Genomic DNA, 17,013 nt, shown 5'->3' with positions numbered 1-17,013 from the left:
CTCAGGTACGGTCAATGCGCTTGGCTTGCTCCCAATCCCACCGTTGTTCCCACCCTAGTGCCACAGCGGTGGGTACGAGTACAGCCGGATCTAATCCGATCTTGGTCATGGTAGCGGCTATATCCGTACCATCTGCACGGTCAGTGCACACCGCCATAGCGATTTGGGTGCCTAGTCGTGCTGCGAGCTCCTTGCCCGCAGAGTGTGAGAGAATGCCCGTTCGTACCTGGTCGGCCACGGTGGCAAGAGCAGCACTCAGCCCAACAACGACTTGGTCGTGAATCATGGCATGCACATTCTCTTCGAGATGGCGCAACAGATGGTCAGGCAAATAGGGGGCAGCTTCTGTAATGAAACGTTCTTGGTTTAGCCCAAAACGTGATAGCTGGGCTAAGACACTGCACCGTGACATGGGTGTCATGCCATTTTGCTGGCGTAGCGCATCACGGACCGCAGCCATGACGACTTGCCCAAGCATTTCGCCCATCACTACATGATGGCCAACCCCGGAGATAAAGTGGGGGCCTTCCGTGGGGGCACTAATGATGATTTGGTCGGTACCCGTGCCAGTTGCCGGGGTAGGAGAATAGAGCGACCCGACGGCAAATTCTGTTAACACAGCCGACTTGGCTTCAGTTGCGGTGATAATTGCCCGTCCAAACGCAGTGGGTTTGAGCGGAGCAGATAGGAACACCATGATATTGATCGTGCCCGATCCCTGAGATGGAGGGCAGTCATCGGTTGTTGGTGAGGTGCGATGATGCGCTGACATAGTGGCGCTATCAGGGCGTGGCCAGTAATCGCCATCGAGCTCCACCCAGGTTGTAGGGTCACCAGCCCGTCCAGCATTCCCTTCAACCCCTGCGGTGGCAACGGCAATGACCCCCACCGGTGGGCAACGATCATCTTCATACCACCGTTCCGCAAGTCCATAACAGCGCATTGAGGCTGCCGTTCCCATCGTCATTACTTGAGTCGGTTCGAGGTGAAACCGTTGTGCAAGCTGGGCGGCGTCAGCTTTAATTTGCATGATGGTTGGGTGGTAGGAGTTGCCGGTTGCTTCACTTGTTTGCATATTCATCACGCCAACCAAATCTGGGCGCATGCCAGAGTGAAACATCGCTGAACCCAAAACCGTATGGGGCTGTTCGAATATGGCGGTAATCGCGCGATCTTGGCGTTCGATACGGAGGCCGTGAGTCCACTGGCCGAGCAACTCATTGATCGTCATAGGTTCAGTGTAAGGAATGGCCGCGTGGTATATGCAATATCTGAACGCCTAATGGTTTAGAAAGGCAGGAACGACCGCTGTCAACAGCGGTCGTTCCTGGGGGAGTCGCCTCGTAGCGAGGCAAACACTATTTAGATGGGGCGCACATTCTGCGCTTCGTCACCTTTACGGCCCTTGCCGATTTCAAACTCAACCGCCTGGTCTTCGTTTAATGTACGGAACCCAGACATATCAATCTGTGAGAAGTGTACGAAAATATCTTCACCACCCTGATCGGGAGCGATGAAACCAAAACCTTTTTCGGCGTTGAAAAACTTAACTTTGCCAGTTGCCACGGGCCTATCTCATTTCATTGTATTCGGTAACCACGCTGATTGTGATCACACTATTTCCACGTGCTTTTCCGAATCAACGAAAAGTTACGCAACCGTAAGTATACACGGTTTTGTTAGGAATACCTAAAAGAGGAGAAGACGTATATATTGGGTAGGCTTAATTCCTCATGATTTAGGAGGGACATGCCACCAACTCAGCCTCGCCGTTCCCGCTTGCGGCCGATGCAACGTGGGGTTCGAGCCATCATGAACGCGGTCGGTGGAGATCGTGACCGAATTCCCGAGCGCATTGTTGATCTCGTTGCCACGCTTAACCGTACGAATCCAACGATAAATATGGAGATGGTCGTTGATGCGTACAAGTTGGCCGAACATGCCCACGCCGGTCAGTTCCGGCGATCCGGTGAACCGTACATTATTCACCCCATCGGGGTAACTCAGATTTTGGCAGACCTTGGTGCCGATACTGAAACAATTGTGGCTGCCCTATTGCACGATGTGGTTGAGGATACGCCTGTCACCCGTGAACAAATTGCCAACCGTTTCGGTGATCACGTTGGGCTACTCGTTGACGGAGTCACCAAGATAGAAAAGATGGCCGCACGTTCTGCCAGTGAACGTGAAGCGGAGAGCTTACGCAAAATGATCCTGGCTATTGCTGAGGATTTGCGTGTGGTGTTAATCAAGATTGCAGATCGCATGCATAACATGCGCACCATCCATCACATGCCTCGGCATAAGCAGGCGATCAAAGCCCGTGAGACGCTAACCATTTATGCCCCCCTTGCGCATCGGTTGGGGATGCAGCGGTTTAAATGGGAACTCGAAGACATGAGTTTTCAGTGCTTACATCCCGAACGCTATGAAGAGATACGGCGCATGGTCGCAGAGCGCCAGCTTGACAATGATTCCTATATTGATCAGATCATTTTCAAGCTGACGGACATGCTCAATAGTGTGCATATGAATTCAAAGGTCTCTGGCCGTCAAAAACACCTGTGGAGCATCTACGAAAAGATGACCTATCAGGGCAAGGACTTTGACGATATTCAGGACTTGATTGGTGTCCGTGTCATTGTGGATTCAGTCATTGATTGTTATAGCGTGCTTGGGCTTGTGCACCAGGCCTGGACCCCCATTGATGGGCGGTTCAAGGACTACATCGCTATGCCTAAGTACAACCAGTATCAGTCGATTCACACAACGGTAATGGGGCCTGGCGGGCGGTTAATTGAAGTACAAATCCGCACTGAGGCTATGCATTACACCGCAGAGTTTGGGGTTGCGGCGCATTGGCAATATAAAGCGAAAGCCCGTCAAGGTGAACGAGAACGGCCGTGGCTCAACGACCTTGTTGAAAGCCAAGTAAACCTGGGCGATTCTGAGTTCACCCGTGCGGTACAGATGGATCTGTATGCCGATGAGGTGTATGTCTTTACACCACAGGGCGATATTCGCCAGCTCCCACTTGGCTCAACACCAGTAGATTTTGCCTTTGCCGTACATACCGAAATTGGGTATCGCACCGTTGGCGCAAAGGTTGATGGGCGGCTTGTGCCATTGGATTACAAGCTGGTCAATGGTGAAACCGTCGAGATTTTAACGGATAAAGGTCCGAACGCTGGCCCCAGCCAAGGTTGGTTAGAGTTCGTCGGCTCATCGCGGGCACGGTCAAAGATCAAGGCCTGGTTTAGCCGCGAACGCCGTGAAGACGCGATTGAAAAAGGGAAAGAAGACGTTCGTCGAGAACTGGCACGAACCGGAGCTGGGTGGAAACAACTCCTCGCCAGTGATCTCTTGGCACGGGTCGTAGAAGAACACAACTATGACAACGAAGACGCGCTCTATCGTGCCGTAGGCGATGGGCATATCAGCGGTCAGAACGTGGCGTCACGCATGGTGGACCTTGCGCGCATGGAACGTACCCCAGGCGTGGAGGCCGATGAAGAACTCTCGATGGTTGTCGCGCCGGTCCAACGCAGAGCCGAGCAGCACCGCAAAGATGCGGTCCTTGTGAACGGCGACGCAGACGTGATGGTGTCACTTGCGAAGTGTTGTGCTCCAGTGCCCGGTGATCCGATTATCGGATTTATTACGCGTGGGCGCGGAGTGAGTGTGCACCATGAGGAATGCCCGAATGCAGAAGCCCTGCAGTCACAGCCTGAACGATTGATTGATGTGCAGTGGAATAGTACCCAAGGGGATACAGGTACCTTTGAAGTGAGTCTCGAACTTCAAGCCATATCACGACCAGCGCTATTGCGTGATATCACTCAATTACTTGCTGAAATAAAGGCCCCACTTGTTGCTATTCGGTCTGAAACCCGTAATAACGCGACCGTGTGGATTCATCTTGTACTCGAATTGGCTGGACATGACCATCTTGAACATGCGCTTCGAAGCCTAAAACGGATACAAGGTGTGTATTCGGCAGTACGGTCTGCCCCTGGTTCAGTGTAGGAGGAGCCATGGTTGAACCCTTTATTGATGTTCTATGTCTCGGAATGTGGCAAACCAATTGTTACGTTGTAGGAGACCGAACCACAGGACACTGTGCCATTATCGATCCTGGTCAGGGCGGTAGTGAAGCGCTGCCTGCCTTGGTTGAAGAAAAAGGGTATCACGTTGAAGCGTTACTCCTTACCCACGGCCACCTGGATCACACCTGGAGTGCCCCTGATCTTGCACGTCTCTGGCCGACAGTACCAATTCGCCTTCACAAAGCGGATACTTGGATGTGGGAAGACCCAACCGCAGGTATGGGAACACCCAAAGAAACCTTGATGCAGTTGGGATTGGCGTGGGATATTTCAGGTCTTGGTGACCAACTAGAAACATATACTGACCGTTCCACGATGACGCTTGCTGGGATTGCATTTACCGTCATGCATACCCCAGGGCATACGCCAGGGTCGAGTGTGTTCATTGCTGACGCCCTCGGAGAAGAAGGGGTGGTCTTTGCTGGCGACCTAATCTTCAAAGGGTCGATTGGGCGAACCGATTTACCAGGAGGTGATGATGCACAGATGCAACAATCACTACGGCTCATGATGCAAACCCAACCCGATGATCGCATTATCGCACCTGGTCATGGTGAGGTTACATCTATGGGGCAAGAACGTAGAATTAACCCGTTCTTACGTCAATATGCATCATCTCCACGCTTACGATAACTGATAAAAGTTAAGTCACCTTTAGTAATCTGCTAGAGTGGTCTTGCGTATGGCGTGTTCACCAGAAGAATTGATAGCAACGATCGCTCAGCGCACCAGCGGTCAACGCTTCGGTGAACGGGCACCAAGTGATCAAGAATTACAGGCACTGGTTCCGCTGTTGTGCCAAGTGGCTAACCACATGAACCTAGACTGCTGGCGAATGCACACCGTGCGCGGTGACGCGCGCGTTGACCTTGGGCATGCCTTTAATGAGGCTGATGGCGTGGTCTCAGATCAACCCAGTGAAAAGCCGTTGCGAGCGCCACTCCTCATTGCGATTGTGTTTAGCCCCGTTCCACATGATCGGGTTCCACGCTGGGAACAAATGGCAACGGCGACGGGTGCCGCACATTTTCTTAATTTGGGTCTGTGGGCAACCGGTTGGGGGTCCGTGTGGCGGACAGGACCTTGGATTTCTACTGAGCCAGTAAGGACCTTCCATCGTCTTGAACCGCATGAAGAACTCCTAGGCTGGTTGTATGTGGGCAACCTTGACCAGGCACCAAGGGAACGTTCTGGGCTGCCTCAACCGGCTACAGCACTGATCTCTCCGCTTAGCGAATAGTCTTCCTGTTTTTCAAGTCGGGCAAAGGCAAGCAGATCTTCATGGATTGAAGTAGGTAAGGCTGACCTAAATCCTATCGGGTAAGGTGTGTTCCTTACCCGATGGAAAGGCAGTGCATGGCAGTCGATACGAAGGCTTTTTTGGAGACCTTGGCCCAACGGCGGAGCTGTAAAGACGTAGGTGATAAGGCGCCTACCGATGACGAACTAAACGCGCTATTACCTGCCGTTGTCCAGGTTGCCAATCACGGCAAACTCAACTGTTGGCGTATGCACACAATCCGTGGAAAGGACCGCCATGCCCTCGGTATCGCCTTCAATAAGGCAGCAGGTAAAAAAGGGAAGAAACCACATAAGAAAGCCTTAAGCGCACCGCTCCTCATTGCGATTATCGCGAGTCCCAAGACCAAAGGGGGAGTGCCCGCGTGGGAACAGATGGCAACCGCAACCGGGGCTGCCTTTTTTATGGCTACCGCCCTCTGGGCCAGCGGTTGGGGTGTGGTCTGGCGGTCAGGGAGTTGGACCTCCGCTAAAGAAGTTAAACGATTCCATGGGCTGAAAAAGGGTGAACAGTTGCTTGGGTGGTTGTATGTAGGTAATCCCAAAAAGAAACGCAAGCTGTATACAAATAAGGTGCGCAAGATACAACCGGATTTGATCTCTCCCTTGCCCTGAATCGAGTTGAACAGGTATTCCGCATACAACAAGTACATGCGAATCATTTACATATCATGGGGCCATGTCTCATCCTGAGTTTGTAATTAGCCCAATGGAACCGTCTGATGTACCAGCCCTTCAAGCGCTGATTATGCGAGGTATTGAAGAAGATTTCGGATGGTCCTATAACCCTGATTGGCATTGGGATGTTGACCACTTGGCTACCGTCTACACCGGAACCAACATGCTCCTCGTAGCCAAGGTTGGTGACCAGGTGGTTGGATGCGGCGGTATCCGGATGGGGGCACCACTCACGATCGATGGGTACGTTGAGAAAGATGACCCGGAGGTGGCACAGATCACCCGACTCTCAGTACTAAAAGAGTGGCGCCGTCACGGTATTGCCCGTGCGATTGTGCAAGAGCTAATTGAGTGGGCAAAGGCAGCCCCGTCGGTTACACACCTCTATCTCCACACCCATGACACGCACGATGCGGCGATCCCATTTTGGGAATCTACAGGTGCTCGAGTCATCAAAGATGATCGGCCCCATGACCCCGTCTGGCGAACAGTGCACTATCTGTTTGACCCCGAGCTCATCACCAGCCAGTGATGGCAGCCAGTCATTTGGTGTATTCGCTATATCAATCCTTAATGGACAGGTCTACTGAGGCTCTAGTGCGCTAGGCTCAGCTGAGAATCAGTTGCCACAAGAGAATGGGAATGCGGTGAAGCGCCATTACAAACCTGTGGTGGTCACAGCGTGGTCATACCCACAACTGCCAGACACCCCATGTCTGGGAAGGCGTGATTGATCGACAGCCTCGTACCCGGTGTCCGGCTGATTCTTCTCAGGTTTCACGTCCCAATTGGGACCCTATCGTGAAGAGGATTGCTATGTCGTCATTCGCCAAAACACTTAGTTTGTGGGTGCTTTCCACTGGTTTGGCTGCCCTTACCCTCACCGGCTGTGGCCAGGCCCAACCTAATCCATCAGATTCCTCAGCTACGCAATCATCGGCTTCACCCAGTGCTGAAGCGACCTCAAGTGCAAGTGTTGCCTCAACAACCAGTGAAGCCAGTAGTGGCCCCATCACCCTCACCAACTGTGGCAATGAAATCACCTACGATGGCCAAGTTTCACATATCGTGGCAACCAGTAATTCAGCCAATGTCGGGACCTTGCTACGTATTGGTGCCGCAGACAAATTAGCGGCAGCGACCTTGCGCAAAGATAATGATGATGTATTGACAGCCCTCTATGGGCCAGGCATAGAGAACGTACCACGTCTAGAAAACCCAATTTCGATGGAGATGATTGTCTCCACAAACCCTGACCTCTTGATTGGTTCCTTTAGCGGTCTCTTTTCCGGCTCGTCAGGGGTGACGGTTGAAGCGGCTAATGACAACGGTGTTCCAACGTACATTATCAGCGATTCATGCCGACAAGATCCCGCCGCAGGCAGTGCCTCAAAACTTGGCACCATGGACCCTTGGGATGCGGTGCGCTCAGATATTGAGAATTATGGCAAGCTCACGGGCAATACCGATGAGGCTGCGAAGGCCCTTGAGGAGTTCAACGCTCGGTTGGACGAACTGAAGAATGCGCCCCAGCCAGAGAAGAAGCCGAAGATTCTACTCTTTGATAGCGGTACCGATGAGCTCTATACCTCAGGACATAATGGCCCGCCTCAAGGCATCATTGATGTAGCTGGCGGTATTAACGTCTTTGAAGACCAGGACACGACCTGGTTTAAAGCGAGTTGGGAAGCCGTCGCAACCACTGAACCTGATGTGATTGTGGTACTGGATTATCGCAAGGGCGATGCCGATGAGATTCCTAACAAAATCAAGACAATTCAAACTCAACCGGCATTAGCTAACCTTGATGTGGTCAAAGAAAACCGCATCATTGTGTTGCCTCTTGTCCTCTTCACCAGTGGCTATCCAAATATCGAAGCCGCCGTTCAAGTACGTAAGGGACTTGAGGACCTTGGCCTTGTTCCAGCAAGTGACCTTAACGCGGCCATGCCAGCGTCATTTGGGTACGGTGCCCAACAAGCTCAGTAACGAGTAGGTTCTGACTGGTCCATGGCGATGACACCGTCCCGGCCATCTGGTCATCAGATGGCCATACGTCGACTTCCCGTTCTGCCCTTAGTGATTGGGCTATTGATCCTGCTTATCGTGAGCGCGATTTTAGCCACCGGCTTCGGCCCAAGCCCCATCCCACCAGACACGGTTCTAGATGTGCTGCGATTCAACCTCACTGGTCAAGGTGAGGTGCCACCAACGGCACAAACAATCGTATGGAATATCCGTGCACCACGCGTATTACTGGGCTGCTCGGTGGGGGCTGGACTCGCCGTTGCCGGCACCGTGATTCAAACCCTGGTTCGCAACCCGCTCGCGGACCCTTACCTCCTTGGGATTTCTTCGGGTGCCAGCGTTGGGGCAACTGCAGTGATCACCTTGGGGCTGTTCACATCCCTTGGCAGCATTGCCCTCACCGCCGGTTCACTTGTCGGAGCACTCGGAGCGGCAACCGTGGTCTTTGGGGTGGCCATGGCCCAAGGCGGGTTGACCCCGCTTCGTCTCGTGCTTACAGGCACAGTATTAAGTTCCGCATTTTCAGCGATCGCAAGTTTCCTTGTCTTCCGGAGCCAAGAACCCCAAGCGGCGCAATCGGTACTGTTTTGGCTCCTTGGCAGTCTTACAAGAGCTAAGTGGGGACAATTGGCATTCCCCTTCATCGTGGTGACGGTGTCATTTCTCCTCTTGATGGCCATAAGCGGCTGGCTTGATGCCCTCGCCAATGGTCCCGATGTGGCCACCAGCCTTGGTGTTCCAGTACGCGGTGTACGCAATGGTATTTTTGTACTCCAAGCGGGTCTGGTTGGTGTCCTTGTCGCCGTTTCTGGTGGGATCGGGTTTGTGGGATTGATTGTGCCCCACTTGGCACGCCTGATGGTGGGTGCTCGGCACAAAGTCGTCTTGCCCGTTGCAATGTTAACCGGCTCACTCTTTCTTGTTTGGGTTGATGTAGCCGCCCGTATCATGGCTCCGCCGATGGAAGTGCCATTGGGTGTGGTCACTGGCCTCGTCGGTGCTCCGGTCTTTTTGATATTGCTGGGGCGGCGTCACTATCACTTTGGAGGTGCAAGCTGATGACCGAGATTGCGCTCCAAGCAACCAATCTTGATTGTGCCATCGGGAAACAGGTTATTTTGAATGGCATCAACCTTGAGATTCCCCGAGGGCAGATGGTTGCCCTGGTTGGCCCGAATGGGGCAGGAAAATCTACCCTGTTGCGTACCCTGGCTGGAATCATTCCCATACCTTCAGGATCTGTTCGTATTCAAGGGCGAGCCTTGCAGCGTCTGTCACCACGCCAGCGCGCCCGGCGCATGGCCATGGTGGGGCAAAACGAAGAACCCCCGGCAGACCTCACGGTTGCCGAAGTTGTGGCCTTGGGGTTGCTTCCGCATCGTCCACCATGGACGGGGGGTAATGCCTCTGAATATGAGACGGTATTGGCAGTCTTAGAGCAAGTCCAGATGCGTGCGTATGCTGACCGCGGGTTCCACCAGCTTTCTGGTGGTGAACAGCGTCGTGTCCTTCTTGCTCGCGGGATTGCACAGCAAACGGAGTTGCTCTTTTTAGATGAACCAACAAACCATTTAGATGTCCGCCACCAACACACCTTGCTAACCATGGTGCGCGAGTTGGGCCAGACGATTGTTGCGGCAATGCATGACCTCGATCTTGCCGCCCTCTACTTTGACCAGGTGGTTGTTGTTCATGAGGGGCGCCTGGTAGCCATGGGCACCCCAGAAATGGTGCTCAGCCCAGAACGACTCCGTGAGGTATTTGGGATCTCGGCTGCACATGTGACGGACCCCATAACGGGTGATCGACGCATTCTTTTTAGCTATCAGTCCTCTGACACCACTGAGAACTCTAACCCGTCCACAGCGCCAGGGGGCGTGTTGTAGCGGGTTGGTATGTCTGCTATCGGCGCTGGTCACCACCACCAACGCCGATGGACTAGTTCGTGGGTTCTGACTCTGGGAAGGGGAAAAACGAGAAGGCGATGGCTGAACAAATCGGGAACACCATGCATCCAATCCAAGGGATGACCGACAAGAGCGACGGCTCGGTGGTGTACTCGAGTAGTGAACCGGTGATGGTTGAACTCACCAGAACTCCGATACCGCCCATGGTGCCAACGACCCCCATGTGTGTGGCGACGTGCCGTTCACGCGCAAGGACGGCGGTGAGGTCACGGGTCATTGGGGCACTGAGCATGAACCCTATGTGGAGCAAAATCACCATTGCGATTGCAGGTAGTGCCTGAAACCATTCTCCGTGCCCAGCAAAAGGCGATACGGCCAGCAAGGGAAGAAAGGCAGCAGCCATAATGACATAGGCTCGTACAAGCGTGGTGCGGAATCCTTTGGCAATCGCCAAACGGGCTAAAGGCATCTGGCCAAGAATGGAAATAATGGAGGCCAGCCCGAAATACCACGCAATTAACCCGCCGGGCATTCCTTGACGGCTGATATCAGCCGGTAGGGCGAGATAGAGCTGATTGTATGTGATGAGAAAACTGGCATTGATGACAGCGAAGATGATAAATGCACGATTAGCCGTAATGGCACGGATACTGTCGAGGGGGTTTGAGTATTCCAGTCCCTCAATGTGCCGCGGCAACTTGAGGGCAAGTAATACAAACATCACGAAAAAAGCACCACAAGCGATCGTACACACGAGGGGGAATGGCACCCCAAAGAGGATTGCACCTAAGCCAGGTCCAACAACTGAACCCATCTGGCTGAATACCGCGTAGATACCCCAGGTTTCTTTCCGTGTAATGCCACCGCTCGTTTCAACCTCATGGGCCCATGTTGAGACGGCAGACTCAATGGCGGGGGTAAACAGCGCTCCGGCAAGACCAGTGAGTACAGCACCTGTAATCATGCCCACCGGCTCTATAGCGAATCCAAGAAACAAAAACCCAATAATACGGACCAGACAGCCAATTAATAGCGACGGTTTAATGCCAAAGCGGTCGGCTATCATCCCCCCAAAGAAAAACATGCCTTGTTGGGCAAAGGTGCGAACCCCTAAGACCACACCGACGAGGGCTCCCGCAAATGCCAGATCATCTTTCATATGTGATGCCAAGAACGGGATGACCAGAAAGAACCCGCAATTAAATACAAAGCTGGTGATGATGGTTAACTGAAGATGGGGTGGAAGTGCGCGAAAGGCACGATAATCATTCAGAGCAGAACGCAACAGGACCATCCAGTACGGGTGAAAGGTGTGTGGTCACGCAGCCATCCTTATCACTGTTACTGCGAACCATTATCAGTAATACGGATGACAGATAGTAGCAGCGGGCTGTCCGAGGACAACCCGCTGAACAGCTGTTAGTAGCTAGGACTATTTCGTTTCATTCACCCAAGTACTCACCTTTTCGATACCATCAACCACGAGTGATGAGGCAGGATCGGTCCACGCAAAAGGCATAACCATCACCTTGTCTTCTTTAACCGCTTTGAGGTCTTTCATATTGCCCATCGTGGTGAAGGCTTCCTTGGTTTCGGCCTCGTCATAGCCGATATTGACCAAAATGATGCGATCAGGGTTGCGAGCAAGCAGGTCTTCAAGGCTGAGTTCAAATACCCGCTTATCGTTGTCCTTATAGACATTATCAAGGCCAGCCGTCTCCATAATCACATGGGCCATTGATGACGTACCGTAGGTCCACACGGTTGCTTCACCAGGAGTGAGATAGAGTACGGCAGCAGTGCCTGCCGGTGTGCTATCGGTCCCTTTGACAGCCTCAAGGCGCTTATCAACATCCTCTTTCGCTTTGGCAGCTGCCTCAGGCACATCAAAAATCTGGCCGATTGCGTCGTAGACATCATGAATGTCACTGATTTTGGCGGGAGCGGGGTCTACGTTTCGGCAATAACCGGCTTGAACAAAGCCTTGTACACCTGCCGCAGCGAGGGCATCAAAGTCCATGTTGTTTTCTGGACCAATCGTCATGTCTGCTTCAGCATTCAAAATCGTTTCAGTGGATACCTCGACGCCGCCACCCCCTTTTTGACTCGAAAGCAGCCTCGGCATGGCCTTCATTTTGGCTTCCATCTCAGCGGGATATGTATGTTCTGGAATTTCCTGAGTGAGGCCAGCAATACGGTCTTCTAGACCCAAATCAATCATGGTCGGTACGGTAGCGAACCCGATAGAGACCACTTTCTTTGGGCTTTCCTTAAAGGTCAGTTTACGCCCACAGGATTCTGTTTCGTAGGGATAGGTCGTATGGGCTGCAACCGTGTAGGCACCACTTGAACTACCGGCAGTTTCCGTTGAAGGTTCACTGGCATCTGGCGAAGAAGATTCACTTGTTGCAGTTTCAGTTGTGGCACTTGCACTGTCGCTTGGCGCATCACTTGGAGCATTACTTGGGGTTGACGAACAGGCCGCTAACAAGGTACTTGCGGCAAGAACAAGTGCGGCAAAGGAACGGGGTATCATCTGTTTCTCTTTCTCTCGGCGGGTAGATGAAATCAGGATTCAAGTCGGCCAAACTGCATATGAATATGGCCGTTGGTTCGTTGGCAGGTCGTTTTTACGCGGTACACCTGTGTAATGCGCTCCTCGGTGAATACCTCTTCGGGTGTGCCTGCCGCGATCACTGCACCCTCATTCATCATCACGATACGGTCACAGTAGGTGGCTGCGAGATTAAGGTCATGGAGCACAATGACACAGGTTCGCCCGAGTGTTTTGACGAGATGTAACAGTTCGTATTGATGGTGTAAGTCCAGATGGTTGGTGGGTTCATCAAGGAGGAGATGGCTTGCGTTTTGGACGATTGCCCTGGCGATCAGCACACGCTGGCGTTCACCACCACTGATTTGGGTGATGGGGCGGTGTGCGTATTTGGTCATCGCAACCTGTTCGAGTGCCTCCATAATGATTTCGCGGTCCTCTTTACCACCAAAGGACAACATCGAACGATGAGCAAAGAGCCCTAACCGAACGGTGTCATAGACATTCATCGCTTGGGCAGCGCTGGAATCTTGTTGAACTACACTCACTCGCCGCGCCGTCTCACGTGTGGACCATGTACTCACATCGGTGCCATCAATGAGTACGTTGCCCGACGCCAATGGCAAGGCTTTATAGATCGCATTAAGCAACGTTGATTTGCCACATCCGTTGGGGCCAACAATGCCGACGGTCTCTTGGTGGCGAACATCAAAACTGACGCCATGAACAATGGCGATGTTGCTTCGGTTAACAACCGCATCTTGAACTTCAAGCATGATCGCCCCCTAAAACGGCTTATTCTGTGCGCGCATCAACAACAACAAGAACGGTGCACCGACCACGCCGGTAATCACACCAATGGGAAGCTCAGCAGGTGCAAGCACTGTTCGGGCGATGGCGTCTGCCCCAATTAAGAAGATGGCGCCAGCCAATGTGGAGGCGAGGACCAGTCCACGATGAGTATGACCAACCAGCCCACGGCATAAGTGAGGAATCACCAGGCCAACAAACCCAATGCCACCACTTACCGACACGATAAAGGCGATACCTGCACTCACCACAATCAAAATGGTCGCGCGAGCCAGACCAGGATTTACGCCAATAGAGCGTGCCGTTGAATCGCCAGCAGCGAGGGCGTCCAGGACGGGGGCAACGACAAACAAAATAACCGTTAAGGCAAGGCCAGTACTGATTGCAATCGTGGCGCTAGACCAATCGGCACGGGACAAGGACCCCAGCATCCAAAACAATACCGCCTGCCCAGCTTCAACATTCGAGGCAGTAAAAATTAACAAATTGGTTAATGCTGTTGCGGCATAGCCCACCGCAAGCCCAGCTAAGACAAGTCGTGATGAGGTTGCCCCATGCCCACCTGCGGCAATCATCACGAAGACGAGTGCAGCGATGGCCCCTAAGAAGGCCAGGAGTGGCACTCCAACAACGCTATGGGCACCGATGACCAAAATGGCAATGGCTGCTCCCGTCGACGCTCCCGAGTTGATACCCAAAATGAATGGTTCGGCCAACGGGTTGCGAATAAGCGCTTGTAGCGCGACCCCTGAGATCGCCAAGGTCATGCCAGCGCCAATGCCGGTGAGCACCCGAGGTACCCGTGTTCGCCAGACAATTGCATCAATATTTGAACTCCAGTCCACGGGCACAGAAAATCCAAGGTTCTCGGCAATTACACCGAAAACAGTGCCAGGATCGACCGGGGCAGGACCGACCATAAAGGTCAAGAGGGGCGCAACGATGACACCGATAGCCAACACAATAACCACAATTACGATTCGTTTTCTGATCTTGGCAAGTTCAGTAAACTCAGCGTCAAACGTGCTTGCATTCCTATTCAATGGGCCTCCTGAACATCAGCCAAGTCGCGTGGCTATCGGGGTATATGCACTGAGGTAGGTCTTCGGACTTCAACCGGGCAATGAGCGAACCTTCCCAACACCTCACTGGATACCTCACTAGTGCTGTGCAACCCAACTGATTCATCAGTGGTTTATCGCTCTATGATGTTGTTACCGCTGCGCGTCAGTTCTGGATTTTCACCAGATTCCCTTCACACCTCGGCACGCACTCTACCAATGCCGTGCACCGACACCAATACTCATGCCATGTTCATTTGTTCCGGTGTGGCCAGGTACGACCTTCCAAATGCACACCATGACAGTCTGTTCAACGGCAGCGGCTTGAAACAGGCACACTAGGCGCATGAGCATTATCGACAGTGTTAAAGGTGCCCCCGATTTACTCCCACCGGTTAGTAGTGGTTTTAATGCCATCGAATCGGCCATGTTGACTACGGCGTTGACCTATGGGTATGAACGAATCCGTACACCGGTTTTTGAACATACCGAGGTATTTGCCCGTGGGGTCGGGGCAAGTACAGACATTGTCAATAAAGAGATGTACACGTTTGAAGATAAGGGTGGACGATCGCTCACCTTGCGTCCGGAGGGAACGGCAGGCATCATGCGTGCGGCCCTGAGCGCTGGTATTCCACGCGGTGGTGTGTTGCCATGGAAGGTCTCATGGGTTGGTGAGGTATTTCGGTATGAACGGCCACAAAGTGGCCGTCAACGATCCTTCACCCAGATGGATGTTGAGGCTTTGGGTACCACCGACCCTGCGATTGATGCTGAAATGATCATTTTGGGATGGGATGCGCTTCGCAATGCTGCGGCAACGGCTGGGAAGACCTTTGATGAATCAAATCTTGAGGTTCGCCTGAATACGCTCGGTGACCGTGCCGACCGTCCGGCCTATCACGCAGCATTAAATGCTTATCTCGACCAATTCGAAACGCAAGGTAAATTGCCAAAGGATGTTCTTGAGCGTCGTCATCTGAACCCCTTACGTGCGTTTGATTCAAAGGCGGAGGGCATGGCTGAGATCATGGCCAACGCACCCGTCATCAAGGATCACATCAGTGAGGCGGCAACCGAACATCACCGTCAGGTTGTTGCCCTCTTGGATGCTGAGGGTATCCCGGTCATTCATGATGATCACCTCGTGCGCGGATTGGACTATTACACCCGAACAACCTTTGAATATCAGGCCACGAACCTTGGTGCCCAGAGCGCCGTTGGGGGAGGGGGACGCTTTGACGGGTTGGCTGAGGATCTTGGTTGGAATGAACCGTTCCAAGGTATTGGCCTAGCCTTGGGAGTAGATCGGACCTATCTGTCCATCTATGGAGTTTCCCCTGGTGACCCCAACCCTGGTTTAGCACGTACACCTCGAGTTGACGTGTTTGGTATCCCAATGGCACCTCATCACGGGCCGCGTGTCTTTCACCTGATCACCGCACTCCGTCGAGCTGGGATACGCGCTGAAATGGGTGAATCCACGCGAAAACCTCGCGCACTGTTTAAGTCGGCTGATCGTGCCGGTGCGCAATTTGCCATCATTATCGGTGATGATGAAATGATGAACGACGAGGTTACGGTTAAGCATCTCGCTACTGGTGAACAGCACACCTGTCCTCAAGACGTAGCTGTGTTAGGGTCAATTGTCCGCACGTCTGATTGACGATGGACACCGACCTCAAGGACAGGTATGCACAACCTTTTTCCACTACTTGCCCAAACAAGTACACAGATACAAGATGATGGCGCCGCGGCAGCACTCGGTGTGATCATCGTGTTCAGTGCGGCCTTTGTGATTATCGGGATATTCTTCATCCTCCCGCTCGCCTTTCTATTCAAGAAGGCTGGACTACCGGCATGGGCTGCACTTGTTCCCATATACAACATGTATATCTGGCTCAAAATGCTTGGGCGTGGTACGGCTGCGACGTTTGGAGGATTTATCCTCGTTGGGGTGCTGAGCGCGGTTCCAATCTTGAATATCCTCCTTGCACCACTCTTTACGATCCTGTCCTTTGTATTGACCTATGAGGTTGCGTTGGTCTTTGGGCAGTCACCCGGTTTTGGTATCGCTCATGCGGTCTTTACGCCGTTTACCAATCTGTATTTAGCATTTAGCGGCGATGTGCAGTACCAAGGGCCACTTGCTGGTGCACGGAACCGTGTGCTGTTGGAGCCACCATGGATTGACCCGACACTCGCTCCCCTTGGTGTTGATACTTATGGCGGATATACGGCACAGGCGCCGGGGAATGTTGGTGGATACCAGCCGCCCGTTGCACCGTCACAGCCGCCTGTTCCACCGTCACAGCCGCCTATTCCACTGCAGCAGCCACCCACAGATGGGAATGGGTTCGGTCAATTTGATGATCACGGGTTCAGTCAGTAGCTGCTCCACCGCAGTAGTTGCCTTGGCGAACCAGGTAATGCCTATAAATGTGTAATGCGTAGGAAAACATCGTCGGACGATTGAGAAGACGACTGGCCTAACCATCCAAAAAACTGGAACTTGGTGAACCATACACCTGCCAACATGACGTATCTGTGTTAAGGTCCATGTCTCGTAA

General features: G+C 52.8%; 17 protein-coding genes and 1 riboswitch. Of the genes, 10 read left to right on the top strand and 7 right to left on the bottom strand.

Going from position 1 to position 17,013, the window contains the following annotated elements; genetic code table 11:
* Position 1: 1 nt before the first annotated feature.
* A complete protein-coding gene (locus VCU37_RS00685) occupies positions 2 to 1,231 on the bottom strand; it encodes an adenosylcobinamide amidohydrolase (RefSeq protein ID WP_336248709.1) in 1,230 nt (409 codons plus the stop codon).
* A gap of 131 nt (positions 1,232 to 1,362) precedes the next feature.
* Positions 1,363 to 1,566, bottom strand: coding sequence for a cold-shock protein (locus VCU37_RS00680; protein WP_336248708.1), 204 nt, complete (start codon positions 1,564 to 1,566; stop codon positions 1,363 to 1,365).
* Between the two features lie 183 nt (positions 1,567 to 1,749).
* Between VCU37_RS00680 and VCU37_RS00675 the strand changes: the two genes are divergently transcribed.
* The 8 genes from VCU37_RS00675 to VCU37_RS00640 all read left to right on the top strand — a co-directional run bounded on the left by VCU37_RS00675 (position 1,750) and on the right by VCU37_RS00640 (position 9,997).
* Complete coding sequence (locus VCU37_RS00675) at positions 1,750 to 4,026, top strand: RelA/SpoT family protein (RefSeq protein WP_336248707.1); 2,277 nt, start codon at positions 1,750 to 1,752, stop codon at positions 4,024 to 4,026.
* An 8-nt stretch (positions 4,027 to 4,034) separates the two neighbouring features.
* Entirely contained in the window at positions 4,035 to 4,739 is a 705-nt protein-coding gene (locus VCU37_RS00670) for an MBL fold metallo-hydrolase (RefSeq protein ID WP_336248706.1), read from the top strand.
* Positions 4,740 to 4,788: 49 nt separating this feature from the next.
* A complete protein-coding gene (locus tag VCU37_RS00665; protein ID WP_336248705.1) occupies positions 4,789 to 5,346 on the top strand; it encodes a nitroreductase family protein in 558 nt (185 codons plus the stop codon).
* 116 nt (positions 5,347 to 5,462) lie between these two features.
* Positions 5,463 to 6,020, top strand: coding sequence for a nitroreductase family protein (locus tag VCU37_RS00660; protein ID WP_336248704.1), 558 nt, complete (start codon positions 5,463 to 5,465; stop codon positions 6,018 to 6,020).
* Positions 6,021 to 6,084: 64 nt separating this feature from the next.
* Positions 6,085 to 6,615 (top strand): GNAT family N-acetyltransferase, encoded by a 531-nt coding sequence (locus VCU37_RS00655; RefSeq protein ID WP_336248703.1) that lies wholly within the window; start codon positions 6,085 to 6,087, stop codon positions 6,613 to 6,615.
* Positions 6,616 to 6,899: 284 nt separating this feature from the next.
* Entirely contained in the window at positions 6,900 to 8,072 is a 1,173-nt protein-coding gene (locus tag VCU37_RS00650; RefSeq protein WP_336248702.1) for an ABC transporter substrate-binding protein, read from the top strand.
* A 57-nt stretch (positions 8,073 to 8,129) separates the two neighbouring features.
* Positions 8,130 to 9,170 carry a FecCD family ABC transporter permease gene (locus VCU37_RS00645; protein ID WP_336248701.1) on the top strand — a complete coding sequence of 347 codons (1,041 nt, stop codon included), beginning with the start codon at positions 8,130 to 8,132 and terminating at the stop codon, positions 9,168 to 9,170.
* On the top strand, positions 9,170 to 9,997 hold the full coding sequence (locus VCU37_RS00640; RefSeq protein ID WP_336248700.1) for an ABC transporter ATP-binding protein: 828 nt from the start codon (positions 9,170 to 9,172) through the stop codon (positions 9,995 to 9,997). The genes VCU37_RS00645 and VCU37_RS00640 overlap by 1 nt, the downstream gene beginning before the upstream one ends.
* 52 nt (positions 9,998 to 10,049) lie before the next feature.
* Here VCU37_RS00640 and VCU37_RS00635 read toward each other — a convergent pair whose 3' ends face one another.
* From VCU37_RS00635 to VCU37_RS00615, 5 genes are all read right to left on the bottom strand, one after another.
* Positions 10,050 to 11,303 (bottom strand): MFS transporter, encoded by a 1,254-nt coding sequence (locus tag VCU37_RS00635; protein WP_336248699.1) that lies wholly within the window; start codon positions 11,301 to 11,303, stop codon positions 10,050 to 10,052.
* A 147-nt stretch (positions 11,304 to 11,450) separates the two neighbouring features.
* On the bottom strand, positions 11,451 to 12,554 hold the full coding sequence (locus tag VCU37_RS00630; RefSeq protein ID WP_336248698.1) for an ABC transporter substrate-binding protein: 1,104 nt from the start codon (positions 12,552 to 12,554) through the stop codon (positions 11,451 to 11,453).
* Between the two features lie 32 nt (positions 12,555 to 12,586).
* Positions 12,587 to 13,348, bottom strand: coding sequence for an ABC transporter ATP-binding protein (locus tag VCU37_RS00625; protein WP_336248697.1), 762 nt, complete (start codon positions 13,346 to 13,348; stop codon positions 12,587 to 12,589).
* Between the two features lie 9 nt (positions 13,349 to 13,357).
* The gene (locus tag VCU37_RS00620) at positions 13,358 to 14,374 is read right to left on the bottom strand and encodes a FecCD family ABC transporter permease (protein WP_336249530.1); all 1,017 of its coding nucleotides are present in this window, start codon (positions 14,372 to 14,374) and stop codon (positions 13,358 to 13,360) included.
* Between the two features lie 87 nt (positions 14,375 to 14,461).
* Positions 14,462 to 14,662, bottom strand: a riboswitch (cobalamin riboswitch).
* Positions 14,657 to 14,797 carry a hypothetical protein gene (locus VCU37_RS00615; protein ID WP_336248696.1) on the bottom strand — a complete coding sequence of 47 codons (141 nt, stop codon included), beginning with the start codon at positions 14,795 to 14,797 and terminating at the stop codon, positions 14,657 to 14,659. It overlaps the preceding riboswitch by 6 nt.
* Here VCU37_RS00615 and hisS point away from each other — a divergent pair.
* Positions 14,790 to 16,109, top strand: coding sequence for a histidine--tRNA ligase (hisS, locus tag VCU37_RS00610; protein ID WP_336248695.1), 1,320 nt, complete (start codon positions 14,790 to 14,792; stop codon positions 16,107 to 16,109). The two genes, VCU37_RS00615 and hisS, sit on opposite strands and share 8 nt — an antisense overlap.
* 27 nt (positions 16,110 to 16,136) lie before the next feature.
* Positions 16,137 to 16,835, top strand: coding sequence for a DUF5684 domain-containing protein (locus VCU37_RS00605; protein ID WP_336248694.1), 699 nt, complete (start codon positions 16,137 to 16,139; stop codon positions 16,833 to 16,835).
* Positions 16,836 to 17,013 lie beyond the last annotated feature (178 nt).

The sequence above is a fragment of the Stomatohabitans albus genome (assembly GCF_036336025.1).
Classification (GTDB): Bacteria; Actinomycetota; Nitriliruptoria; order Euzebyales; family Euzebyaceae; genus Stomatohabitans; species Stomatohabitans albus.
The sequence above is the reverse complement of the archived record's forward strand: the minus strand, read 5'-3'. Positions and strand labels throughout refer to the sequence as shown.